The 23,497-nt window shown below is 70.7% G+C and carries 21 protein-coding genes and 1 pseudogene; 19 read left to right on the top strand and 3 right to left on the bottom strand.

The genetic code is table 11. The annotated features are described in order from the left end of the window. Positions 1-41: 41 nt before the first annotated feature. The 17 genes from AC5DRG_RS40765 (at position 42) to AC5DRG_RS40685 (ending at position 18,546) form a co-directional block, all read left to right on the top strand. Complete coding sequence (locus AC5DRG_RS40765; RefSeq protein ID WP_491813285.1) at positions 42-1,046, top strand: TauD/TfdA family dioxygenase; 1,005 nt, start codon at positions 42-44, stop codon at positions 1,044-1,046. Then, positions 1,043-2,071, top strand: coding sequence for a 2,3-diaminopropionate biosynthesis protein SbnB (sbnB, locus tag AC5DRG_RS40760; RefSeq protein WP_491804884.1), 1,029 nt, complete (start codon positions 1,043-1,045; stop codon positions 2,069-2,071). Before AC5DRG_RS40765 ends, sbnB begins: the two co-directional genes overlap by 4 nt. Positions 2,072-2,110: 39 nt before the next feature. Next, complete coding sequence (gene sbnA / locus AC5DRG_RS40755; protein ID WP_491804883.1) at positions 2,111-3,259, top strand: 2,3-diaminopropionate biosynthesis protein SbnA; 1,149 nt, start codon at positions 2,111-2,113, stop codon at positions 3,257-3,259. A gap of 63 nt (positions 3,260-3,322) precedes the next feature. Then, a complete protein-coding gene (locus AC5DRG_RS40750; protein ID WP_491804882.1) occupies positions 3,323-4,957 on the top strand; it encodes an acyl-CoA dehydrogenase family protein in 1,635 nt (544 codons plus the stop codon). A 373-nt stretch (positions 4,958-5,330) separates the two neighbouring features. Beyond that, entirely contained in the window at positions 5,331-6,629 is a 1,299-nt protein-coding gene (locus tag AC5DRG_RS40745; RefSeq protein WP_491804881.1) for a GAF domain-containing protein, read from the top strand. A 188-nt stretch (positions 6,630-6,817) separates the two neighbouring features. Next, positions 6,818-8,128, top strand: coding sequence for a hypothetical protein (locus AC5DRG_RS40740; protein WP_491804880.1), 1,311 nt, complete (start codon positions 6,818-6,820; stop codon positions 8,126-8,128). 68 nt (positions 8,129-8,196) lie between these two features. Next, positions 8,197-8,769: a GNAT family N-acetyltransferase gene (locus tag AC5DRG_RS40735; RefSeq protein WP_491804879.1), complete on the top strand. Its 573-nt coding sequence runs from the start codon at positions 8,197-8,199 to the stop codon at positions 8,767-8,769. Positions 8,770-8,896: 127 nt separating this feature from the next. Further along, on the top strand, positions 8,897-8,980 hold the full coding sequence (locus AC5DRG_RS40730) for a putative leader peptide (RefSeq protein ID WP_309486338.1): 84 nt from the start codon (positions 8,897-8,899) through the stop codon (positions 8,978-8,980). Positions 8,981-9,108: 128 nt separating this feature from the next. Further along, positions 9,109-10,806 carry a nitrite/sulfite reductase gene (locus AC5DRG_RS40725; RefSeq protein ID WP_491804878.1) on the top strand — a complete coding sequence of 566 codons (1,698 nt, stop codon included), beginning with the start codon at positions 9,109-9,111 and terminating at the stop codon, positions 10,804-10,806. A gap of 307 nt (positions 10,807-11,113) precedes the next feature. Beyond that, a complete protein-coding gene (locus tag AC5DRG_RS40720) occupies positions 11,114-11,824 on the top strand; it encodes a phosphoadenylyl-sulfate reductase (RefSeq protein WP_491804877.1) in 711 nt (236 codons plus the stop codon). A 2-nt stretch (positions 11,825-11,826) separates the two neighbouring features. Next, the gene (gene cysC / locus AC5DRG_RS40715) at positions 11,827-12,414 is read left to right on the top strand and encodes an adenylyl-sulfate kinase (protein ID WP_491804876.1); all 588 of its coding nucleotides are present in this window, start codon (positions 11,827-11,829) and stop codon (positions 12,412-12,414) included. After that, entirely contained in the window at positions 12,411-13,346 is a 936-nt protein-coding gene (cysD, locus tag AC5DRG_RS40710; RefSeq protein WP_491804875.1) for a sulfate adenylyltransferase subunit CysD, read from the top strand. Before cysC ends, cysD begins: the two co-directional genes overlap by 4 nt. Positions 13,347-13,348: 2 nt before the next feature. Then, positions 13,349-14,704 (top strand): sulfate adenylyltransferase subunit 1, encoded by a 1,356-nt coding sequence (locus tag AC5DRG_RS40705; RefSeq protein ID WP_491804874.1) that lies wholly within the window; start codon positions 13,349-13,351, stop codon positions 14,702-14,704. 232 nt (positions 14,705-14,936) lie between these two features. Further along, positions 14,937-16,046: an aliphatic sulfonate ABC transporter substrate-binding protein gene (locus AC5DRG_RS40700; RefSeq protein ID WP_491804873.1), complete on the top strand. Its 1,110-nt coding sequence runs from the start codon at positions 14,937-14,939 to the stop codon at positions 16,044-16,046. Between the two features lie 63 nt (positions 16,047-16,109). Next, entirely contained in the window at positions 16,110-16,895 is a 786-nt protein-coding gene (locus tag AC5DRG_RS40695; RefSeq protein WP_491813284.1) for an ABC transporter ATP-binding protein, read from the top strand. Beyond that, positions 16,882-17,802 (top strand): ABC transporter permease, encoded by a 921-nt coding sequence (locus AC5DRG_RS40690; protein WP_491804872.1) that lies wholly within the window; start codon positions 16,882-16,884, stop codon positions 17,800-17,802. Before AC5DRG_RS40695 ends, AC5DRG_RS40690 begins: the two co-directional genes overlap by 14 nt. Positions 17,803-17,808: 6 nt before the next feature. Further along, on the top strand, positions 17,809-18,546 hold the full coding sequence (locus AC5DRG_RS40685; protein ID WP_491804871.1) for a sirohydrochlorin chelatase: 738 nt from the start codon (positions 17,809-17,811) through the stop codon (positions 18,544-18,546). An 89-nt stretch (positions 18,547-18,635) separates the two neighbouring features. On the opposite strand, the gene AC5DRG_RS40680 is transcribed toward AC5DRG_RS40685, so the two are convergent. After that, positions 18,636-19,034 carry a hypothetical protein gene (locus AC5DRG_RS40680; protein ID WP_491804870.1) on the bottom strand — a complete coding sequence of 133 codons (399 nt, stop codon included), beginning with the start codon at positions 19,032-19,034 and terminating at the stop codon, positions 18,636-18,638. Between the two features lie 177 nt (positions 19,035-19,211). Between AC5DRG_RS40680 and AC5DRG_RS40675 the strand changes: the two genes are divergently transcribed. Together AC5DRG_RS40675 and AC5DRG_RS40670 are read left to right on the top strand one after the other, a co-directional pair. Next, on the top strand, positions 19,212-19,871 hold the full coding sequence (locus tag AC5DRG_RS40675; protein ID WP_491804869.1) for a response regulator: 660 nt from the start codon (positions 19,212-19,214) through the stop codon (positions 19,869-19,871). Then, positions 19,868-21,787, top strand: a complete 1,920-nt coding sequence (locus AC5DRG_RS40670; protein ID WP_491804868.1) for a sensor histidine kinase — start codon at positions 19,868-19,870, stop codon at positions 21,785-21,787. The genes AC5DRG_RS40675 and AC5DRG_RS40670 overlap by 4 nt, the downstream gene beginning before the upstream one ends. A 47-nt stretch (positions 21,788-21,834) precedes the next feature. On the opposite strand, the pseudogene AC5DRG_RS40665 reads toward AC5DRG_RS40670, so the two are convergent. Both AC5DRG_RS40665 and AC5DRG_RS40660 read right to left on the bottom strand, forming a co-directional pair. Further along, positions 21,835-21,993 (bottom strand): annotated as a pseudogene (locus AC5DRG_RS40665) (TIGR03086 family metal-binding protein); the annotation flags it as partial. Between the two features lie 219 nt (positions 21,994-22,212). Further along, on the bottom strand, positions 22,213-23,382 hold the full coding sequence (locus AC5DRG_RS40660; RefSeq protein ID WP_491804867.1) for an RNA-guided endonuclease InsQ/TnpB family protein: 1,170 nt from the start codon (positions 23,380-23,382) through the stop codon (positions 22,213-22,215). Positions 23,383-23,497: the final 115 nt, after the last annotated feature.

The raw sequence follows: 23,497 nt of genomic DNA, 5'->3' as shown, positions 1-23,497 counted from the left end.
CCGCAGGACAGCTCAACCGCACCATCGAAAGGAACACCGAGATGTCGCCCTCATCTCCGACCCTGCTATCCGACCTCACCTCGACTTCCGGCAGCCCTCCTCTTCTCCATGCCGCGGCGGACGGCGACCCGGTGGGCTGGGCCGCCGCGCACCGTGACGCCCTGCGTACCGTCGTCGCCGGGCACGGCCGCGTGCTGGTCCGCGGTCTTGGCCTGGACGACCCCGCCGTGTGCGGCGCCGTCTTCGAGCGGCTGGCCACCGCCCTGATGCCGGACCGGGAGCCCTTCGCGCCCCGGCGGTCCTACGGGGACGGCCTGTACTCCTCCTCCAAGTGGCCGCCGAACCAGCAGATGTGCATGCACCACGAGTCGAGCTACGGGATGGAGTTCCCGGGCCTGCTGCTGTTCGCCTGTCTCGTGGCGCCCGCCGAGGGCGGCGCGACCGCGGTCGCCGACGCGCACGCCGTGCTGGAGGCGCTGCCCGCCCAGCTGACCGACCGCTTCGAGAGCGAGGGCTGGGTGCTGACACGGACGTACAACGACGAGATCGGGGCGTCGGTCGCCGAGGCGTTCGGCACCGAGGACCGGGTCGCCGTCGAGCGCTACTGCCGTACACACGCCATCGAGTTCGCCTGGCAGGACGACGGCTCGCTGCGCACCCGGCAGCACCGCAGCGCGGTGATCCGGCACCCGTTCACCGGCCGGCGCTGCTGGTTCAACCAGATCGCCTTCCTCAACGAGTGGACGATGGACCCCGAGGTCCGCGAGTACCTGGTGGACGTGTACGGACCCGACGCGCTGCCCTTCAACACCCTTTTCGGGAACGGCGATCCGATCGGCGAGGACACCGTGCGCACCATCAACGAGGTGTACGAGGCGCACACCCTGCGCGAGCCGTGGCGGTCCGGTGATCTGCTGCTCGTCGACAACGTCCGCACCGCGCACAGCAGGGAGCCCTTCGAGGGCCCGCGCGAGGTGCTGGCGGCGCTCGCCGACCCTGTACTGCTGGTGGACTGCGCGCCGACGGTCGAGGTGAGGGTCGCATGAGCGTCACCGTGCCCCCGTTCGCCGTCGTCTCCGGCGAGCAGGTCAAGGAGGTCCTGGACGGCCGCGAGCCGGAGATCGTCGACCTCGTCGAAACCGTTTACCGGCTGCAAGGGGCGGGCGACTCGGTCAACCCGCCCTCGTACTTCCTGCGTTTCCCGGACCGGCCGTCGTCCCGGATCATCGCGCTGCCGGCCTCGATCGGCGGGGCGCGGCGGGTGGACGGCCTGAAGTGGATCTCCAGTTTTCCGCAGAACACGGCGTCCGGGCTGCCGCGCGCCTCGGCCGTGCTGATCCTCAACGACCCCGAGACGGGCTATCCGTTCGCCTGTCTGGAGGGCTCCGTGATCAGCGCGACTCGCACGGCGGCCTCGGCGGCCCTGGCGGCCGACCGCCTCAGCCGAACCCGGAACCGGCCGGCCCGCGTCGGCTTCATCGGGACCGGCCTGATCGCCCGCTACATACACACCCATCTCACCGCCACCGGCTGGTCGTTCGAGGAGACGGGCGTGCACGACCTGTCCGCCGGGAGCGCGGCCGGCTTCCGCGGCTATCTGGAGCGCTCGGGCGCGAAGGGCCGGATCACGGTGCACGACAGCCCGGAGGATCTCGTCCGCTCAAGTGACCTGCTGGTCTTCGCGACCGTCGCGGCCTCGCCGCACATCCACGACCCGTCCTGGTTCGCGCACCACCCGGTGGTGCTGCATGTGTCGCTGCGGGATCTCGACCCCCGGATCCTGCTCGGCGCCGCCAACTTCGTCGACGACGTCGAGCACTGTCTGAAGGCCGAGACGTCACCGCACCTCGCCGAACGCCTCACCGGCGGCCGGGACTTCATCGACGGCACCCTCGACGACGTACTGACCGGGCGAGTGGCTGTCCCCGCCGACCGGACGGTGGTGTTCTCGCCCTTCGGTCTCGGCGTGCTGGACCTCGCGGTCGGCGGGTTCGTCCACGACGAGGTGGCCCGCAGGGGCGAGTTGCACATCGTCGACGGGTTCTTCCACGAACTGCGCCGGCACGGCTGACCCGCGGGCACCGCGCCGCATGAAGTAGGGGGGAACAAGATGCCCGTCATTTCCGATCCCACGGAGTTCAACGAGGAGGAGCTCTACGTCGACCTGCGGGCCGCGCTGGGGCTGCCGCTCTATCTGAAGTGCGAGGGGTTCAACTTCGCCGGTTCGATCAAGATGAAGGCCGCGGCCGAGATGGTGGCCGCCGCCGAGCGCGACGGCCGGCTCCGGCCCGGCTCGGTCCTGGTCGAGTCGTCGTCCGGGAACCTCGGAGTCGCGCTGAGCGTGATCGCCGCGAGCCGGGGCCACCGCGTCCTGTGCGTGACCGACGTGCGCTGCAACCTGCCCACGATCCATCTGATGGAGGCGCTGGGCAGCCGGGTCCACGTCATCGAGAAACCGGACGCGCACGGCGGTTTCCTGGGCGCCCGGATCGCCTACGTCCGTTCCCTGTGCGCCTCGGACGACCGGTACGTGTGGCTCAACCAGTACACCAACCAGGGCAACTGGAGGGCGCACTTCCATACGACCGCCCCGGCCATCGCCCGCCGCTTCCCGGACCTCGACGTGCTGTTCGTCGGGGTCGGCACCACCGGGACCCTGATGGGCTGTGCCCGCTGGTTCTGGCAGTGGCGGCGCCGGGTGCGGGTCGTCGCGGTGGACAGCGCCGGCTCGGTGACCTTCGGCGGACCGGCCGGGCCGCGGATGATCCCGGGGCTCGGCACCAGCGTGCCGCCGCCGCTGCTCGACGAGTCGTACGTGGACGACGTGGTGAAAGTCGAGGAGGCGGACACCGTGCTCGCCTGCCGCCGGCTGGCCGGGCGGGGCTTCCTGTTCGGCGGATCCACCGGCACCGTGGTCAGCGGGGCGGGGCAGTGGCTGGCCGCGTACGGCGGGCGTGATCTCACGTCGGTGGCGATCGCCCCGGACCTCGGCGAGCGCTACCTCGACACCGTCTACCGGGCAGGCTGGCCCGAGGACCTGGGGCCTGTGTCGGAAGTGGCGCCTGTCGGGCGACGCCTGGCACGCACTCTCGCCGCACCGGGCGAAAGCCCACGTACAACCAGTACGAGGACTTCCGCCCGGCACGCCGAGAGCACGCACCAGACGCCGCCCGACCCGCCCTCCGGGCGGACGACGCCACTTCCGACACAGGCCCCAGCGGATCCGCACGCTTTGCGGGCCGTTTCCGGGATCGCCTGAAGCGGGCGTCGGGCTGCCGTGTCACGGTGGCTCCCACCGCCGTACCGAGTTAGGTTCGCAGACATGGCAGCCAGCACCCACTCCGTGACCAATCAGGCTCCGCCGCTGGTCGGACACGACGTCTTCGCCACCGACCGGGCCCTGGACGAGGCCGTCGAGCGGCATCTCGCACCGGAGCTGCTGGGCGAGGCGCGGGAGGAGCTGACCCTGCTCGGCCGGGCCGCCGGCTCGGCGCAGGTGCAGGAGTGGGCCGTACAGGCCAACGAGAACCCGCCGAAGCTACGCACCCACGACCGCTACGGCCACCGCGTCGACGAGGTCGACTTCCACCCCTCCTGGCACCGGCTGCTCGGCAAGGGCGTCTCCTCCGGCCTCACCGCGGCCTGGAACCGCCCGGGCGGACATGTGCGGCGCGCGGCCGGCTTCCTGGTCTGGACCCAGGCCGAGGCGGGCAACGGCTGCCCCCTGTCGATGACCCACGCGGCGGTCCCCGCCCTGCGCACCGACCCCGACCTCGCCGCCGAGTGGGAGCCCCGGCTGACATCCATGGTCTACGACCGTGCCCTGCGGCCCGCCGAGCAGAAGGCCGGGGTGCTGTTCGGGATGGGCATGACGGAGAAGCAGGGCGGAAGCGACGTACGGGCCAACACGACGTCGGCGCGGCCGCTCGCCGAATCCGGGACGTACGAGCTGACCGGCCACAAGTGGTTCTGTTCGGCGCCGATGTCGGACGGTTTCCTGGTGCTGGCCCAGGCGCCCGACGGGCTCACCTGCTTCCTCGTCCCGCGTGTTCTGGCCGACGGCACCCGCAACGTGTTCCGCCTCCAACGGCTCAAGGACAAGCTGGGCAACCGGTCGAACGCGTCCGCCGAGGTCGAGTTCGACGGGACCTGGGCCCGCCGGGTCGGCGAGGAGGGGCGCGGGGTGCGCACCATCATCGGGATGGTCGCCGCGACCCGGCTCGACTGTGTGCTCGGCTCGGCCGGGCTGATGCGGCAGGCCGTCGCCCAGGCCGTCCACCACTGCACCTACCGCGAGGCGTTCGGCGGCAAGCTGATCGACAAGCCGCTGATGCGCAACGTACTGGCCGATCTGGCGCTGGAGTCGGAGGCGGCCACCACCCTCGCGCTGCGGCTCGGGGCCGCCTACGACGACGGGAGCGAACAGGAGCGGGCGTTCCTGCGCGTCGCGGTGCCGGCCGCCAAGTACTGGGTGACCAAGCGCTGTACGCCGGTGACCGTGGAGGCGGCCGAGTGCCTCGGCGGCAACGGGTACGTGGAGGAGTCCGGGATGCCCCGCCTGGTACGGGAGTCCCCGCTCAACTCGATCTGGGAGGGGGCCGGAAACGTCCAGGCGCTGGACGTCCTGCGGGCGCTGCGCCGAGAGCCACAGGCCCTCAACGCCTACCTCCAGGAGATCGGCCGGGCCCGCGGCGCCGACCACCGCCTGGACGGCGCGATCAAGAACCTCCTGACCGAACTCGCCGACCTGGAGGGCATCGAGGCACGGGCCAGACGTCTCGTCGAGCGGCTCGCGCTGGTGCTCCAGGGCGCCCTGCTGGTGCGCTTCGCGCCCCCGGAGGTGGCCGACGCGTTCTGCGCCTCCCGACTGGGCGGCGACTGGGGCTCGGCTTTCGGCACCCTGCCACACACCCTGAACCTGGCATCAATGGTGGAGAGAGCCCGCCCAACAAGCTAAGGACGCGCACACCCACCCCAGGGGCGCGGGGCTGTATCGATATGCGGCTCCGCCGCGTGGGCGCGACCAGCCACAACGAACCGCCGGACGGGAGTGGTGCTGCGCCGACACGGCACCACCCCCGCCTCACAGGCCCGTTCGGAGGCCGCGGACGCCGCTCGAAGCGGCGTGCCACAAGTTTCAATCAACATAGAGCCGTTCACCAGGGTTGCAGGGGGTTGCAACTTGTTGGCGTCTGTGAGCGGAGTGTGCCCATCCGTCACACAAGGACGGCACTATGAGACGCGCAGTCGGGACGAGACAAGAATTCGTCGGCCGAACCGCCCGACAACCGGTTGTCGAAACAGGCCCTTCCCGGAGCCAGGAGGACCCCGTGGCGCACACGCCGAAGTACGTGACGCAACTCGCCGCCGTCGACGCGACGCACGCGGCGCGGGTACTCAGCGCGATGCGCGACGCGGCCCTCGCCGGACAGCGCGCGCGGCTCGCGCCCCGTCCGGTGATCGAGCAGTCCTGGGGGCGCATGCTGCGCAGCGGCGTCGATCCCGACCACGACTTCAGGTCCGGGCTGCTCTCCCCCGACGAGGTGCGGCGGCGCCGGGAGGAGTCACCGTTGCGGCATGTGATGCCGGTGCTGCGCGAGGGGCTGCTGTCGGTCGCGGACGTCGCCCACCACATCATGGTGGTCGCCGACGCCGAGGCCCGGGTGCTGTGGCGCGAGGGGTCCTTGCCGGTGCTCCGCAAGGCGGACGGGCTCGGCTTTGAACTCGGCGCCGACTGGCGGGAGGACGTCGTCGGTACCAACGGTGTGGGCACCCCGGCGGTGGTGCGCCGCCCGGTGCAGGTCTTCGCCGCCGAGCACTTCGTCCGCACCCACGCCTCCTGGACCTGTACGGGCGCCCCGATCACCGACCCCCGGGACGGTCGGCTGATCGGCGTCGTGGACGTCAGCGGGCCGCTGGAGACGATGCATCCGGCCACGCTCGCCTGGGTCGACTCGGTGGCCAAGCTCGCCGAGGCCCGGCTGCGGGAACTGCACCTGACCTCGCTGGAGCGGCTGCGCGCGGTGGCGGCGCCGCTGCTGGCCCGGCTCACCGGGCGGGCCCTGGTGGTGGACCGGGACGGCTGGACGGCGGCGGTGACGGGAATGCCGTACACGAACCGGATCGGGCTGCCCAAGTCGCTGACGGCGGGCCGCCATCCGCTGCCGGCGCTCGGGCTGTGCTCGGTGGAGCCACTGGCCGGGGGCTGGCTGGTGCGGGTCGCCGACGAACCGCTGCCGGGCGGCGCCACCCAGCTGGTCCTCGACCTGTCCCAGCCGCGCCGCTGGTCGATGACGGTGTCGGGCGGCACCGGCTCCTGGACCCACGAACTGAGCCCTCGGCACGCCGAGTTGCTCTATCTGCTGGCCCTGCACCGCACCGGGCGGGGCGCGGCGGGCCTCGCCGAGGACGTGTTCGGCGACGCGGGCCGTACGGTGACGGTGCGCGCCGAGATGTCGCGTATGCGGCGGTATCTCGGGGGGCTTCTGGAGCACCGGCCGTACCGGTTCGGGGAGGACGTGGAGGTCGAGCTGGTCCTCCCGGACGACCCGAACGACCTGCTGCCGCACTCGACGGCGCCGGCGGTGCTGCGGGGCCGGACCCCGCCCGACCGGCCCCGAATGCCGTGAGTGATGCCCCAAGTGGCCGAAGACAGCTGCCTGAAGTGGCTCAAGAGTGGCATCTTCCGCATATTTGCAGGGTCTTCGTCACCGATCGTGGCCTACTGACGTAGCATCCCCCTACGGGCCGCCCCACCTGCTCCTTGGTCAACGCACGGACCATTGGCCGCAGTTGGCTCGCGTCAGGAGGATCTGTGATGAGTCGCGGTCGACACCGTCGTCGTAATCGGGGCCGGGCGCTACGCGCGGTCCTGGCAGGCACCGCCCTGGCGCTCACCGCGGCCGCCACGATGATCAGCGCCTCGCAGGCCACGGTCGGCGACGACCTCGGTGCCCTGCGGCCGCTCACCTCGTCCGGCGAGACCGGCAAGCTCCGGCTGACGGAACACCTGGAGCCGCAGCGGACGCTGGAGAGACTCTCCTCCTCGATGGGCAAGCCGATCGGTGTCGACGCCGTCCTCGACAGCACCGACCACACCCTGCGCGACGCATCCGGCTGCACGACCACCGAGAAGCAGGCGCTGCCCGTCGAACCGGCGGCCACGCGCGCGTACTGCTGGGACAGCGCCGACACCCACACCTGGCGGGCCGGTGCGGTCACCAGCTCCGGGGACGCGGACGACGACGGCTGGTGGGGCGCGAACCGCGTCCTCCTCTCCGGCTGGACCGGCGCCGACGGCACGGCGGAGCGGGGCCTGGCCAAGGTCGCCTTCGTCGACGCGAACGACCTCGACCACCTGACGTACACCTGGGTCCTGCTCACCGTGCCGGTCGACGGGGGCCGCGACTACCGGGGGCTCGTCTCCGGGATCTCCGGCATGGTCTGGTACCAGGGCCGGCTCCTGGTCGCCACGGGCAGCGCCCTGTACGTCTACGACATGGACCGCGTCCAGCGCACGAGCGTCAACAGCCCCGCGATCGGCCGGGTGCCCGGCGGCTGGTCGGCGCACGGCTACCGGTTCATGATGCCCGCCGTCGCCTCGTACACGATGGCCGCCGGGACGTGCGGATCCGCCAGCGGCGTCCCCCCTTGTCTGGACAGCCTCTCCCTGGACCGCAGCACGACGCCCGACAGCCTGGTCGCGAGCGAGTGGGTGCCCGCGGACAGCGACCGGGACACCCGGCTGTGGCGCTACTCCTTCAGCTCGGCCCCGGCCCGCGCCGGACTGCCGGCCGTCTCCGCCGCCGGGAACGCCGACCCGACCGAGGCCTACGAGACGAAGGCCACCGAGGTCCGGGGCGTCCTCTCCTACCGGCCCGCCGGGGCCGCACGGTCCCGGTGGTATCTGAGCCGGGCGGCCACCGCGCCGGACGGCCACGGGACGCTGTGGCGGCAGGACACCGGCGGCACCAGGGCCATGCAGTGCGGCTCGGGCGACACGGACCGCTGCTGGAGCCCGCGCACGGAGTCCCTCTCCTACTGGGAGGTGTCGGGCGAGCTCTGGTCACAGTCGGGGCGGACACTCTTCTCCCTGCCCCTGTCCTCGATCGACCGGTCCCTGGGCTGACCGGTTTCTTGGGCTGACCGGTTTCTTGGGCTGTGACAGAACTCCGTCCTGCATGATTCCCTGGCCGTATGACGAACATCCCCGTGACCACCTGGTCCCTGGAGCAGACCGCGCCGGCCGACGCCCTCCCTGCCGCCGCGCCGGACGGCGACGTCCGGATCGTCCGCTCCGAGGTCCCCTCACCCGAGTTCAGCCGCTTCCTGTACGCCTCCGTTGGCGGTGACATCCGCTGGATCGACCGGCTGGGCTGGAGCTACGCGCGGTGGCAGGAGCACCTGGACCGGCCGGGCGTGGAGACGTGGGTGGCCTACGACAAGGGGACGCCCGCGGGATACGTCGAACTGGGTCCGCAGGACGACGGGGCCGTGGAGATCGAGTACTTCGGCCTGATCCCCGCTTTCCGGGGCCGTCGCATCGGCGGACACCTGCTGTCGTACGGCGCCGCCCGCGCCTGGGATCTCGCGGACCGCTGGCCGGGGCTGGCGCATACGAAGCGGGTCTGGCTGCATACATGCAGCCTGGACGGCGAGCACGCCATGGACAACTATCTGCGCCGGGGCTTCAAGCTGTTCGACACCAAGGTCGAGGAGGCGAGGGAGGTGGCGGCACCTGGCCCCTGGCCTGGGGCTCACACCGTCTGACCTGCGCGGACGTGACGCCCCTCGGACGTTGTGACCGACGCCACCCTGGTCTCACTCTACGAGACAAGGGTGTCCACATGGCGGACGAAGCTGGACTGTGTCCAGATCTCCGTGACACGCTTCCGTCATGTCTGGAACTGGAATCGCCTTGGTGAGTCGGCGGCACGTCGATCTCGGCCGCATGTCCAGCGCCATCTGTCCGGCGAGCTGACGAGCCGCAGCACAGCCGGTTTTTCGTAATCTGCCTCATTCCTGCGCAAAGATGCGCACGTATGCCCCGATGCGCCCATACGCGCAGGTCAGAGCCGCTTCCCCGCCTGTCCCGAAGGACGTAGAACCATGGCCGCCAACCCGCAGAACCCTGCCGCCGCGACTCCCCGCCGCAAGGTGAGCCGTCACCGCGGTGAGGGTCAGTGGGCCGCCGGACACTTCACCCCGCTCAACGGCAACGAGCAGTTCAAGAAGGACGACGACGGTCTCAACGTGCGGACGCGCATTGAGACGATCTACTCCAAGCGCGGCTTCGACTCGATCGACCCCAACGACCTGCGCGGCCGTATGCGCTGGTGGGGCCTGTACACCCAGCGCAAGCCCGGGATCGACGGCGGCAAGACCGCGATCCTGGAGCCGGAGGAGCTGGACGACGAGTACTTCATGCTGCGCGTGCGGATCGACGGTGGCCGGCTGACCACCGCGCAGCTGCGCGTCATCGGCGAGATCTCGCAGGAGTTCGCGCGCGGCACGGCCGACCTCACCGACCGGCAGAACGTCCAGTACCACTGGATCCGGATCGAGGACGTGCCCGAGATCTGGAACCGCCTGGAGGCCGTCGGGCTGTCCACCACCGAGGCCTGCGGTGACACGCCCCGCGTCATCCTCGGCTCGCCCGTCGCCGGCATCGCCGAGGACGAGATCATCGACGGCACGCCGGCGATCGACGAGATCCACCGCCGGATCATCGGCAACAAGGACTTCTCGAACCTGCCCCGCAAGTTCAAGTCCGCGATCTCCGGCTCGCCGCTGCTGGATGTGGCGCACGAGATCAACGACATCGCGTTCGTCGGCGTCAACCACCCCGACCACGGCCCCGGCTTCGACGTCTGGGTCGGCGGCGGTCTGTCCACCAACCCCAAGATCGGCCAGCGCCTGGGCGCCTGGGTCCCGCTCGACGAGGTCCCGGACGTCTACGAGGGCGTCATCTCGATCTTCCGCGACCACGGCTACCGGCGCCTGCGCACCCGCGCCCGCCTGAAGTTCCTGGTCGCCGACTGGGGCGTGGAGAAGTTCCGCCAGGTCCTGGAGGACGACTACCTGGGGCGCAAGCTGACCGACGGCCCGGCGCCCGCGCAGCCCGTCGAGCGCTGGCGCGACCACGTCGGCGTGCACCGCCAGCAGGACGGCCGTTTCTACGTCGGTTTCGCCCCGCGCGTCGGCCGCGTGGACGGCACGACCCTCACCAAGATCGCCGAGCTGGCCGAGGCGCACGGCTCGGGCCGCCTGCGTACCACCGTCGAGCAGAAGATGATCGTGCTCGACGTCGACGAGGCGCGGATCGAGTCGCTGACCGAGGGCCTGGAGGCGCTCGGCCTCAGCACCAAGCCCTCCCCCTTCCGGCGCGGCACCATGGCCTGCACCGGCATCGAGTACTGCAAGCTCGCCATCGTCGAGACGAAGGCGCGCGGCATCTCCCTGATCGACGAACTCGAGCGCCGTATCCCCGAGTTCGACGAGCCCATCACCATCAACATCAACGGCTGTCCGAATGCCTGCGCCCGTATCCAGGTCGCGGACATCGGTCTCAAGGGCCAGCTCGTCCTCAACGACCAGGGCGAGCAGGTCGAGGGCTTCCAGGTGCACCTCGGTGGTGCGCTCGGCCTGGAGGCGGGCTTCGGACGCAAGGTCCGTGGCCTCAAGGTCACCTCCGAGGAGCTGCCCGACTACGTCGAGCGGGTCCTCAAGCGGTTCCAGGAGGAGCGCGAGGAAGGCGAGCGCTTCGCCACCTGGGCCACGCGTGCGTCCGAGGAGGCTCTCTCATGAGTGAGCGAGCCGCCCCTTTCTACTGTCCCTACTGCGGCGACGAGGACTTGCGTCCGAGTGAGCAGGGCCACGGCGCGTGGGAATGCGCGGCGTGCAACAGGGCTTTTCAGCTGAAGTTCCTCGGGCTGCTCGCCCAAGGCGTGAGCCGCAGGAGCGCGGCGGTGTCGAGCGGGCGAGCGCGCGGAGGCCCCGACGAAGGAGGGGCTGAGCACGGTCGGCCGCTCGACACCGGCTCTAGCGCTCCGGAGGCGAATGCCTCTCAAAAGAGGAGCCTGCAGCGTGCCGACAGTGGAGGGGACGACGAGATATGACCACGCTCCAGGAAGACCGCACGACCGAAGACCTCAAGGCCCTCGCCGAGCAGGCGGGCCGCGACCTGGAGGACGCCTCCGCGCTGGAGATCCTCCAGTGGGCCGCCAAGACCTTCGGCAAGAGCTTCTGCGTGACCTCGTCCATGGAGGACGCGGTCGTCGCCCATCTCGCCTCCCGCGCGATGCCCGGTGTATCCGTGGTGTTCCTCGACACCGGCTACCACTTTCCGGAGACGATCGGGACCCGGGACGCGGTGGAGGCGGTGATGGACGTCAACGTCATCACGCTCACCCCGCGCCGGACGGTCGCCGAGCAGGACGCGGAGTTCGGCCCCAAGCTGCACGACCGCGACCCCGACCTGTGCTGCAAGATGCGCAAGGTCCAGCCGCTGGAGGAGGGCCTCACGCGCTACGCGGCCTGGGCGACAGGCCTGCGCCGCGACGAGTCCGAGACCCGGGCGAACACCCCGGTCGTCGGCTGGGACGAGAAGCGGCAGAAGGTCAAGATCTCCCCGATCGCCCGCTGGACGCAGGACGACGTCGACGCGTATGTCGCGGAGCACGGCGTCCTGACCAACCCGCTGCTGATGGACGGCTACACCTCCGTCGGCTGCGCGCCCTGCACCCGCCGGGTGCTGGAGGGCGAGGACGCCCGCGCCGGCCGCTGGGCGGGCCGCGCCAAGACCGAGTGCGGGCTGCACGGCTGACGATGACCTCTGACTTCAACGACTCGACGTTTTCGACCACCCAGGAGATTCAAGTGACGACCGGAGCCACCGTTTGGCTCACGGGTCTGCCGAGTGCCGGCAAGACCACCATCGCGTACGAGCTGGCCGCCCGGCTGCGCGAGGACGGCCACCTCGTCGAGGTGCTCGACGGCGACGAGATCCGCGAGTTCATCTCGGCGGGCCTCGGCTTCAGCCGCGAGGACCGGCACACGAACGTGCAGCGCATCGGCTTCCTCGCCGAGCTGCTCGCCCGCAACGGCGTCAAGGCGCTCGTCCCGGTGATCGCGCCCTACGCCGACAGCCGCGAGGCCGTCCGCAAGCGCCACCAGGACAGCGGGGCCGCGTACCTCGAGGTGCACGTGGCGACCCCGGTCGAGGTCTGCTCCGTACGCGATGTGAAGGGTCTCTACGCCAAGCAGGCCGCCGGTGAGCTCTCCGGGCTGACCGGGGTCGACGACCCGTACGAGGCGCCCGAGGCGCCCGACCTGCGGATCGAGTCGCAGAACCAGACCGTGCGGGAGTCCGCGGCAGCGGTCCACGGCCTGCTCACCGAAAGGGGACTGGCATGACGACCGTCGCACAGGTCGAGGAGGGCACGGAGAACCCGTACGCCCTGAGCCACCTGGACGCGTTGGAGTCCGAAGCGGTGCACATCTTCCGCGAGGTGGCGGGTGAGTTCGAGCGGCCGGTGATCCTCTTCTCCGGCGGCAAGGACTCCATCGTCATGCTGCACCTGGCGCTGAAGGCGTTCGCCCCGGCGGCGATCCCCTTCTCCCTGCTGCACGTCGACACCGGGCACAACTTCCCCGAGGTCCTCGCCTACCGGGACCGTACGGTCGCACAGCATGGGCTGCGCCTCCATGTGGCCTCCGTACAGGACTACATCGACCGCGGTGTGCTGCGCGAACGCCCCGACGGCACCCGCAACCCGCTGCAGACCCTCCCCCTCACCGAGAAGATCCAGTCCGAGCGCTTCGACGCCGTCTTCGGCGGCGGACGCCGCGACGAGGAGAAGGCCCGCGCCAAGGAGCGCGTCTTCTCCCTGCGGGACGAGTTCTCCCAGTGGGACCCGCGCCGCCAGCGGCCCGAGCTGTGGAACCTCTACAACGGCCGGCACGCGCCCGGCGAGCACGTCCGCGTCTTCCCGCTGTCCAACTGGACCGAGCTGGACGTGTGGCAGTACATCGCCCGCGAGGGCATCGAGCTGCCCGACATCTACTTCGCCCACGAACGCGAGGTCTTCCAGCGCGCCGGCATGTGGCTGACCGCCGGCGAGTGGGGCGGCCCCAAGGCCGACGAGAGTGTCGAGAAGCGCCAGGTCCGCTACCGGACCGTCGGCGACATGTCCTGCACCGGCGCCGTCGACTCCGACGCCGAGACCCTGAATCAGGTCATCGCCGAGATCGCCGCGTCCCGGCTCACCGAGCGGGGCGCGACCCGCGCCGACGACAAGATGTCCGAGGCCGCGATGGAAGACCGTAAGCGCGAGGGGTACTTCTAAACATGTCCAGGACCATCGAACCTTTCGAGACGCTGTCGGTCGAGCAGTTGTCGGCGACGACCCTGCTGCGGTTCGCGACCGCCGGGTCCGTCGACGACGGCAAGTCCACCCTCGTCGGACGCCTCCTGCACGACTCCAAGTCGGTCCTCACCGACCAGCTGGAGGCCGTCGAGCGCGCCTCGGCCGACCGCGGCCAGGACGCCCCGGACCTCGCGCTGCTGACGGACGGTCTGCGCGCCGAGCGCGAGCAGGGCATCACCATCGACGTGGCCTACCGCTACTTCGCCACCGCCAAGCGCCGGTTCATCCTCGCCGACACGCCCGGCCACGTGCAGTACACCCGCAACATGGTGACGGGTGCCTCCACGGCCGAGCTGACGGTGATCCTGATCGACGCCCGCAACGGCGTCGTCGAGCAGACCCGGCGCCACGCCGCTCTGGCCGCCCTGCTCCGCGTCCCGCACGTGGTCCTCGCCGTCAACAAGATGGACCTCGTCGACTACCAGGAGTCCGTGTTCGCCGCGATCGCCGAGGAGTTCACGGCGTACGCGCTCGAACTGGGCGTCCCGGAGATCACCGCGATCCCGATCTCGGCGCTGGCCGGCGACAACGTCGTGGAGCCGTCCGCCAACATGGACTGGTACGGCGGGCCGACCTTCCTGGAGCACCTGGAGTCCGTCCCGGTCGCCCACGACCTGAGCCACTGCCACGCACGTCTGCCCGTGCAGTACGTGATCCGGCCGCAGACCGCCGAGCACCCCGACTACCGGGGCTACGCCGGCCAGATCGCCGCCGGGACGTTCTACGTCGGCGAGGAGGTCACCGTGCTGCCGTCGGGCCGCACCTCGAAGATCTCCGGCATCGACGTGCTGGGCAAGTCGGTAGACGCGGCCTGGACGACCCAGTCGGTGACCCTCCTGCTTGAGGACGACATCGACATCTCCCGCGGTGACCTGATCGTGCCGAGCAAGGACGCGCCGGCCACCACCCAGGACATCGAGGCGACCGTCTGCCATGTCGCCGACGCGCCCCTGACCGTCGGCCACCGGGTGCTGCTCAAGCACGGCACCCGCACGGTCAAGGCGATCGTCAAGGACATCCCGTCCCGTCTCACGCTCGCCGATCTGTCCCTGCACCCGCACCCGGGACAGCTCGTCGCCAACGACATCGGCCGGGTGAAGATCCGCGCGGCGGAGCCCCTGCCGGTGGACTCGTACGCCGACTCGCGGCGCACGGGCTCGTTCATCCTGATCGACCCGAACGACGGCACGACGCTCACCGCCGGCATGGTCGGCGAGTCGTTCGCCTCTCCGGAGCCGGTCAAGGACGAGGCCGAAGACGACGGTTGGGACTTCTGATCATGAACTCCTTCGACGTCTACTCCACGTTCGCGAAGGAGGGCGGCCGCGTCGGCAGCGGCGTCCTCGGCAGCGGGCAGGGCGGGGTCTCGCGATGTGCGGATTGACGTACGCGCACCGCTTGCGCGCCCCGGCCCCCCACCGGACGTCCCGACATCGACGAAGACCTGCCGACCTCCCGGCCACGACCTGAGAGACCGTGACCGCCGGGCCTCCGAGAGGAACACCTCCCGTGCCTGTCAACCGCTCGAACCTCCTCCGCCGCGGCATAGCCGTGGTCGCCGCTCTTCCCCTGCTCGCCCTCGCCGCCTGCGGTTACGGGTCCGAGTCCAAGGACGACGACACCTCCAAGGTCGCCGCCGGGGCCGAGAAGATCGACGGCCTGGACTCCGTGAGGATCGGCTACTTCGGCAACCTCACCCACGCCACCGCCCTCGTCGGCAACCAGAAGGGCTTCTTCCAGAAGGAGCTCGGCGCCACGACGGCCAAGTACCAGATCTTCAACGCCGGTCCCTCCGAGATCGAGGCGCTGAACTCGGACTCGATCGACATCGGCTGGATCGGCCCCTCCCCGGCGATCAACGGCTACACCGCGTCCAAGGGTTCCAACCTGCGCATCATCGGCGGTTCGGCGTCCGGCGGCGTGAAGCTCGTGGTCAACCCGGACAAGATCAAGTCCCTGAAGGACGTCAAGGGCAAGAAGATCGCGACGCCGCAGCTCGGCAACACGCAGGACGTCGCGTTCCTCAACTGGATCGCCGAGCAGGGCTGGAAGGTCGACGCGGAGAGCGGCAAGGGCGACGTCTCGGTCGTCCGCACCGACAACAAGGTGACCCCGGACGCCTACAAGGCCGGTTCCATCGACGGCGCCTGGGTGCCGGAGCCGACCGCGTCGAAGCTGGTCGCCGAGGGCGGCAAGGTGCTCCTGAACGAGGCCGACCTGTGGCCGGACAAGAAGTTCGTGATCACGAACATCATCGTGTCGCAGAAGTTCCTGAAGGCGCACCCCAAGGCCGTCGAGGCCGTGCTGAAGGCCTCCGTCGAGACCAACAAGTGGATCAACGCCAACCCGGACGAGGCGAAGGCCGCGGCGAACAAGCAGCTGGAGACCGACTCCGGCAAGGCCCTGCCCACCGATGTCCTCGACCCGGCCTGGGAGTCCATCCAGATCACCAACGACCCGCTGGCCTCCACCCTCAACACCGAGGCGGAGCACGCGGTCAAGGCCGGTCTGCTGGAGGACCCGCTGCTGGACGGCATCTACGACCTCACGCTCCTGAACAAGGTCCTCAAGGCCGCGGGCGAGAGCACGGTCGACGACGCCGGTCTCGGCGTCAAGTAACAGCGAACGCCGAGTAAGAGCGAAAGACACCGCATACCGATGAGTTCCCAGGAGGTGACGACCATGGCCACCACGCTCGCCAAGACCGAGACCGCCGAGGCGGTCGGGCACGCCGCCCGCATCGACCACGTCTCGAAGTCCTTCGCCGGGCCCGCCGGACAGCAGCTCGTCCTCGACGACATCACGCTGGATGTGGCGCCGGGCGAGTTCGTCACCCTCCTGGGGGCCTCGGGCTGCGGCAAGTCGACGCTGCTCAACCTGGTGGCGGGGCTGGATGCCCCGTCCTCGGGCAGCATCACGACGAACGGCCGCCCGGCCCTGATGTTCCAGGAGCACGCCCTCTTCCCGTGGCTGACCGCGGGCAAGAACATCGAACTCGCCCTGCGGCTGCGGGGAGTTCCGAAGAACGACCGGCGCGGCCGGGCCGAGGAACTGCTCGAACTGGTCCGGCTCAAGGGCTCGTACGGCAAGCGGGTGCACGAGCTGTCCGGCGGTATGCGCCAGCGCGTGGCCCTGGCCCGCGCGCTCGCGCAGGACAGTCAACTGCTGCTGATGGACGAGCCGTTCGCGGCGCTCGACGCGATCACGCGTGACGTGCTGCACGACGAGCTGACCCGCATCTGGGCGGAGACGAACGTCTCCGTCCTGTTCGTGACGCACAACGTGCGCGAGGCCGTCCGGCTCGCGCAGCGCGTGGTGCTGCTCTCCTCCCGGCCGGGGCGCGTGGCCCGGGAGTGGACGGTGGGCATTCCGCAGCCGCGCCGTATCGAGGACGCCCCCGTGGCGGAGCTGTCCCTTGAGATCACCGATGTACTGCGTGGGGAGATCCGCCGTCATGGCCAGCACTGAGACCACCGACACGACGGCGGACGCGCCCGTCGAAGACGTCAAGGACGGCAACGGCCTGGGCGGTCTTGAAGCGGGCCTCGACGCCCTGGAGACCTCGACGTCGAGCCGTACGCCCTTCCGGCAGACCTTCACCCAGAAGATCCTGCCGCCGATCATCGCCGCCGCCCTGGTCCTCGTGGTGTGGCAGGCACTGATCTCCTTCAAGATCGTCGACGATCCGACGAAGTTGCCGTCGCCCGGTGACGTGTGGAGCGAGGTCCAGGACGCGTGGCTGGAGGGCAAGCTCCTCGGCTACATCTGGACCAGCGTCTCGCGCGGTCTGCTCGGCTTCCTGCTGGCCCTCGCCATCGGTACGCCGCTGGGTCTCGTCGTGGCCCGGGTGAAGTTCATCCGTGCCGCCTTCGGTCCGATCCTGTCCGGCCTCCAGTCGCTGCCGTCGGTGGCGTGGGTGCCGCCGGCCGTGATCTGGCTGGGCCTGAACAACTCGATGATGTACGCGGTGATCCTGCTCGGCGCCGTCCCCTCCATCGCCAACGGTCTGGTGTCCGGCATCGACCAGGTGCCGCCGCTGTTCCTGCGGGCGGGCCGCACGATGGGCGCGACGGGCCTGAAGGGCGCCTGGCACATCGTGATGCCGGCCGCGCTGCCGGGCTATCTCGCCGGTCTGAAGCAGGGCTGGGCGTTCTCCTGGCGTTCGCTGATGGCGGCGGAGATCATCGCCTCCTCGCCCGACCTGGGCATCGGCCTGGGCGCGCTGCTGGAGAACGGCCGCAATGTCAGCTCCATGGCCATGGTGTTCGAGTCCATCTTCCTCATCCTGTTCGTCGGCATCGCCATCGACCTGCTGATCTTCAGCCCGCTGGAGCGGTGGGTCCTGCGCAGCCGCGGCCTGCTGGTCAAGAGCTGAAGTCCCGTGCGCCGTCCGGTCCTTCTCGTCATCGCCCACGGCAGCCGTGACCCACGGCACGCCGCGACCGTGCACGCCCTGGTGCGGCGCGTACGGTCGCTGCGGCCGGGGCTGCGCGTGGAGACCGGCTTCCTGGACTTCAACATCCCTTCGGTACAGGGCGTGTTGGAGTCCCTGGCGGCGGAGGGCGTCCGTGACGTCGTAGCCCTGCCGCTACTGCTGACCCGCGCCTTCCACGCGAAGGCGGACATCCCGGCGGTCCTGCGGGACGCGCCGCCGCAGCTGCGGATCCGCCAGGCGGAGGTACTGGGCCCCTCGCCGCTCCTGCTGCGGGCCCTCGAACGGCGTTTGTACGAGGCGGGGTTGACGCCCGCCGACAAGTCCTCGACCGGGGTCGTGCTGGCCTCGGCGGGGTCGACGGACCCGGAGGCGATCGCAGTGATCGCAGAAATCGCGCGGGAGTGGCGGCACACCGGTTGGTGCGCCGTGCGGCCTGCGTTCGCCTCCGCATCCCTTCCTCGCACCGAGGACGCGGTACGCCAACTCCGCGCCCTCGGCTGCGAACGGGTCGCCGTGGCGCCGTACGTCCTGGCCCCCGGCTTCCTGCCGGACCGCATAGCGCGGGGCGCCGCGGAGGCGGACGTACTGGCCGATGTACTGGGCCCGGCGCCGGAGGTGGCGCGGCTGCTGGTGGAGCGGTACGACGCGGCGCGGATGCCCGCGCTGGCGGCGGTCGGGGCCTGAACACACCGCGCTCTTCGTGCACGGCAGCCGCTTCCGGCACTCCCCTGTGGTGTCGGATGCGACTGCCGTGCGTCTTGGGGCCGGAGAGCTCACGGCGTGGCGAGTTCCGGGGCGGGCCTGGACAGTACGAGGGCGACGACCACGACCGTGATGATCACGAAGACCGAGACGAGCAACACGACTCCGGCTCCGACTCCGGTGACGAAGAACGCCGGGAGGGCCGTGATCACCGAGAGGATCCGGGAGCCCGCCACGAGCCGGGAGCCGGTCCGCCCGGCCGTGCGCCAGGTGTAGACGACCGCGACCACCGTGATCAGTCCGAGGACGGCGTCGGCGACGAGGACGCCGGTCGGCGGACCCGGGGAGTCCGATGTCTCCGCCGGGATCATGAAGACGTTGGTGAGGTCGAGCAGGCCGAGCGCTCCGGCGAGAGCGAGGCCGATCCGGTTCTTGCGGGTGAGCTGGACCACCGAATCCGACTGGCTCATGTCGGTCCCCCTGTCAGCGAGTTGGGCGCCGTCGTCGCGGCTGCCCGGTGAACCCAGCATCGGGGACAGGCCCGCTGGGACGCATCGGCCGACTGTCCCGAACCGCCGGGAGGATTTCCCGGGCTTTCCGGGAGGAAGGGCTCCCCGCCGGGAACCCGGGTCGTCCATCATCGGGGCATGACCTCCGCCACCCGCCCGATCCGGGTGCTCATCGCCGACGACCATCCCGTCGTACGGCGTGGGATGAGTGCCCTGCTCGCCTCGCTGGACGGCGTCGAGGTGGTCGCGGAGGCCGCCACCGGCGAAGAGGCGCTGCGTGAGGCGCAGTTGAGCAGGCCCGATGTCGTCGTGATGGACATCCAGATGCCCGCGATGGACGGGGTTGAGGCGACCCGGCGGCTGGCCGCGCTGCTGCCCGGTGTCGCGGTGCTCGTGGTCACGATGTTCGAGGACGACGAGACGGTGGTGTCCGCGATGCGCGCCGGCGCCCGCGGCTATCTCCTCAAGGGCGCCCAGCAGGAGGAGATCCTCACCACCATCCGCTCGGTCGCGGCCGGCCAGTTCGTCATCGCACCCGGCGTCGCGGCCCGACTGCTGGGGCATCTGGACCCACCGCCGCAACCGGCCCTGCCCTTCCCCAAGTTGACCGATCGCGAGCGCGCGGTCCTCGACCTCGTCGCCCGCGGACACAGCAACTCCCGGGTGGCGGCCGAACTTTCGCTGGCCGCCAAGACGGTCGCGAACCATCTGTCCGCCATTTTCACCAAGTTGGGGGTGAGCGGCCGCACGGAGGCCGTCATCGTGGCCCGTGAGCACGGGTTGGGCTCCGGCCCGTGACCGCGCGGCGCCGCCCCCTCCTGCCCTGGGCGGGTCTGACTCTGCTGGCCGGTACGTCGGCCGCCTCGCTGTGGTTCGCGCCGCCGCCCTCGTCCCGTCGGTGGGTGGTCTGGGCGTTGATGGCCGGCTGCTTCCTGACGGTGTCGTACGTCGTGGTCACCGCCCGGCGATCCGCTGCCGGCGGGGAACACCCGCACCCGGGTGCCTGCCCGACGCCCGTCGCGCCCCGGCTGCTCGGCGTGTCCGCGGCCGCCCTGCTGAGCGCCCCGCTCGCGCTCGCCGCGGGTGCCCCGGCCGTCGCCGTCGTCCTGTCCGTGCTCGCCGCGACGGTCACCGTGCCCCTGGCCGCGCTGCGGGTCGTCGAACCGCGTCCGGCCGTACGGCTGCTGCGCTGGGCGGACGTCCTGGTCGTCGCCACCGGCGTGAGCTGTGCGGCGGCCTCGGTGACGGGTGGTCAGGGTGTGCTGACGGCGGCGGCGATCGCTTCCGGCACCGCCATGTGCGCCGCCGCCTGGGTGCTCTTCGAGGTCACCTCCGGCGACGGCCGGCGCCGCGTCCTGTGGCTGGTGGTGGGCGCCGCCGCGACGTTGTTGGGCGGCATGCTGCTCTTCGCGGCCGGGAACTCGCTGCCCATGGGGCCGTTGGCCATCGTCGTCGTCCTGGGAGTCGTGTCGCTGCCGCTCCCGCTCGCGATCACCGTGGCGCTGATCGCGCCCCGGCGGGCCGATGTACGGGCCGTGACGCGCGGCGCGGCCGTCCTCATCGTCATGCTCGCGCTGAGCGCCGCGGTGTACGAAGGGATCGCGGCCGTATGGGAGTTGGCGGTGGGCACCCGGCCCGGCAAGGGGGTCCCGGCGCTGCTGGCAGCCGTGATCGCCGCCGGGTACCAGCCCGTACGGCTACGGGTCGAGGCGAGCATGGACGAGATGCTGTTCGGCAGGTCGGCCGACGCGGTCGAGACGCTCACCCGGCTCGGCACCGACCTGACAGCGGGCGCCCCGCCACCCCTGTGGCTGCACACCCTGCGGGCCACACTCGGCGTGCCCGGGATCGCCCTGCGCCAGGACGGCGCCACCATCGCGACGGCGGGCACGGTCGACGACGGCCACACCACGCTGACCGCGCTGCGGGCCGGCGGTGAGCGGGTGGGTGACCTCGTGGTCGGTCTCCCGCCGGGCCATCTGCGGCTGCCGCGCGCGGCGGGCGCGGTGCTCGAACTCGTCGCCGCGCCGCTCGCGCAGGCCCTGTACGCGGCCCGGCTGAGCGAGCAACTGCGGGTGTCCCGCGGCCGGTTGGTGACCGCGCTGGAGGAGGAGCGCCGCCGGATGCGCCGCGACCTGCACGACGGGCTGGGGCCGGCCCTGACCGGCATCGCCTACACCGCGGACGCGGCCGCCAACCTCGTCGCCACCGACCCCGAACGCGCGGTGGAGACACTGCGCGGGCTGCGCGCCGACGCGGGCGACGCGATCACCGAGATCCGCCGCATCGTCTACGGCCTGCGCCCCAGGGCCCTCGACGAACTGGGCCTGGTCGACGCCGTCCGCCAGCGCGTCGCCCCGCTGCGTGCCGCGGACGGCCGGCCCCTGACCGTCACGGTCCACGCTCCCCCACGGCTGCCCCCGCTGCCGGCGGCCGTGGAGGTCGCCGCGTACCGGGTGGCCGTGGAGGCGGTGACGAACATCGCCCGGCACGCCGGCGTCGCGTCGGCCACGCTCTCGCTGGAGCTGTCCGACACCGGGTCCCTGCACGTCACCGTGGCGGACAGCGGCCGCCGCACGGGGCCGTGGACCCACGGCGTGGGGATCCGGTCCATGCACGAACGGGTGGAGCAGATCGGCGGCACGCTCACGATCGACGTGACGCCGGAGGGCGCGACGGTCTCCGCCGAACTGCCGCTGTCCATCCCGGAGTAGCTGTTGAACCCGGGGTAACGGAGCAGAAGGTCTCTCTCAGCTCATCCTCAGCTCATCGCCGTCTGCCGCGGACTCCGTCCGCTCGACGCAAGGGCCCGGTCGAAAACGGGCGCGTCGTCCGGGACCGGCACCGGGTCGGCGAAGCCGTGGTACTGGCGATAGAGGTCGCCGTGCGTCTCGACCACCTCAAGGACGAGCTCGGCCGCCCGACCCAGTGGTTGACCAGTGCCCGGACGTCCCACGTGCGGGTGCAGGTCGTCCATCGTCAGGAACTGCTTCATGGACTCGATCACGGACTCATTCATGCACCCCACGCTAGGAAGGGCCCGCTCAGGACTCGTCAACTACTCGGGACTGAAGCTGAAGTCCCGGGCTTGCTGCTCGGGTCGTCGATGGCTTCGACGGATCCCGGCTGCGTCCAGCTCTCACGCGATGAGGGTGAGGGTAGGGGCCTGTGACTCGGCCCCGCGGACCCAGGCTGCCCAGCCGCGTTGGCTGATGACCTGGGACGAGTTCAGATCCGCGTGCTCAACGAAGCCGCAGGACCTGCACGCGAACCGGGCCTGTGCGGGCCGGTTGCGTCTATCGATGTGATGGCACTGGGAGCATTCCTGGCTGCTGTAGGCCGGGTTCACGTACACCAGCGGAACGCCGACGCGTTGCGCCTTGTATGCGATGAAGGTCCCGAGTTGGTGGAAGGCCCAAGAGTGCAGTGTGACGCGTTGGGGCTTGCGTAGCCGTGCCCGCTCGCGAATGCCGCCCAGGTCTTCCAGGGCGATTCCGCGTGCGGTGCGTTCAGCCTCCGCCACGATGCTCTTGCTGATCTTGTGGTTGATGTCCCGGGCCCGGCGGGCTTCCTTGCCCGCGTGCTTCCTGGCCCGCCGCTTGGCGGACTTGGTGTTCTTCTTCTGCAGCTTGGAGCGCAGCTTGCGGTCCGCCTCGCGGCGCCGGTTTAGTTGCCGCCCGCAGTGGCGCTTGCCGGTGGAGGTGGAGGCGATGTTCACGATCCCCAGGTCCACGCCGAGGAACCCCGCCGGGTGAGCGTTCAGCACGGCCTCGGGAATGTCGCAGGTCGCGATCAGATACCACTGGCCGCCTCGGCGCAGCAGGTCCGACTCGCCCTTGCGGTGCGCGGCCAGGACGGCGAGCTGGTCGTGTGGGCCGGTGAAGGCGAGGTTCTTCATGCGGCCGGCCGTGGTCCAGATCGATACCGTGCGCTCGGACGTCTGCCAGGACAGGCAGCGGTCGTCGTACGGCTGGGCCGCGTCCGTGCGGAAGGTGATTGGTTTGCCGGTGGCCTTGGCGTGCCGCTTCGAGCCGGGCTTGCCGAGGTTCCCGGCCTTCAGGTTCGCCTTCAGCGTGGTGTAGGCATCGGCGACCTTGCACAGCACGTGCAGGGCGGGCTGCGCGGACAGACCCCGCGCCTTCAACTCACCGTAGGCCAGGGCCTGCAACCGGGCCCGGGAGGTCACCTGGTGGTCGTACGCCTGGGCGGACAGCCAGTTGGCCGCCTCGTTACAGGCGAGCAGAGTCGCCTCAAGTGCCAACGCTTGCTCGGGCGTTGGCAACAGCTTGATCTGCACCACCAGCTTCACAATCACCAACGTACGCACACGTGCAACCGTCCGCCGCACGTTCGCCAGCGATCACCCGTCCGAGTGAGCCGACCGCCCTGTGGACACGAGCGGGCGGATCCGGCACCCGGCCGCT

This window comes from Streptomyces sp. JLBG701 (genome assembly GCF_058544905.1).
Note: the sequence above shows the minus strand (reverse complement) of the source record. Positions and strands in the feature narration are given on the sequence as shown.

Coding starts and splice junctions, on each gene's coding strand:
- AC5DRG_RS40765 (WP_491813285.1), top strand. CDS start 42: ATGTCGCCCTCATCTCCGACCCTGCTATCCGACCTCACCTCGACTTCC.
- sbnB (WP_491804884.1), top strand. CDS start 1,043: ATGAGCGTCACCGTGCCCCCGTTCGCCGTCGTCTCCGGCGAGCAGGTC.
- sbnA (WP_491804883.1), top strand. CDS start 2,111: ATGCCCGTCATTTCCGATCCCACGGAGTTCAACGAGGAGGAGCTCTAC.
- AC5DRG_RS40750 (WP_491804882.1), top strand. CDS start 3,323: ATGGCAGCCAGCACCCACTCCGTGACCAATCAGGCTCCGCCGCTGGTC.
- AC5DRG_RS40740 (WP_491804880.1), top strand. CDS start 6,818: ATGAGTCGCGGTCGACACCGTCGTCGTAATCGGGGCCGGGCGCTACGC.
- AC5DRG_RS40735 (WP_491804879.1), top strand. CDS start 8,197: ATGACGAACATCCCCGTGACCACCTGGTCCCTGGAGCAGACCGCGCCG.
- AC5DRG_RS40730 (WP_309486338.1), top strand. CDS start 8,897: ATGTCTGGAACTGGAATCGCCTTGGTGAGTCGGCGGCACGTCGATCTC.
- AC5DRG_RS40725 (WP_491804878.1), top strand. CDS start 9,109: ATGGCCGCCAACCCGCAGAACCCTGCCGCCGCGACTCCCCGCCGCAAG.
- AC5DRG_RS40720 (WP_491804877.1), top strand. CDS start 11,114: ATGACCACGCTCCAGGAAGACCGCACGACCGAAGACCTCAAGGCCCTC.
- cysC (WP_491804876.1), top strand. CDS start 11,827: ATGACCTCTGACTTCAACGACTCGACGTTTTCGACCACCCAGGAGATT.
- cysD (WP_491804875.1), top strand. CDS start 12,411: ATGACGACCGTCGCACAGGTCGAGGAGGGCACGGAGAACCCGTACGCC.
- AC5DRG_RS40705 (WP_491804874.1), top strand. CDS start 13,349: ATGTCCAGGACCATCGAACCTTTCGAGACGCTGTCGGTCGAGCAGTTG.
- AC5DRG_RS40695 (WP_491813284.1), top strand. CDS start 16,110: ATGGCCACCACGCTCGCCAAGACCGAGACCGCCGAGGCGGTCGGGCAC.
- AC5DRG_RS40690 (WP_491804872.1), top strand. CDS start 16,882: ATGGCCAGCACTGAGACCACCGACACGACGGCGGACGCGCCCGTCGAA.
- AC5DRG_RS40680 (WP_491804870.1), bottom strand. CDS start 19,034: ATGAGCCAGTCGGATTCGGTGGTCCAGCTCACCCGCAAGAACCGGATC.
- AC5DRG_RS40675 (WP_491804869.1), top strand. CDS start 19,212: ATGACCTCCGCCACCCGCCCGATCCGGGTGCTCATCGCCGACGACCAT.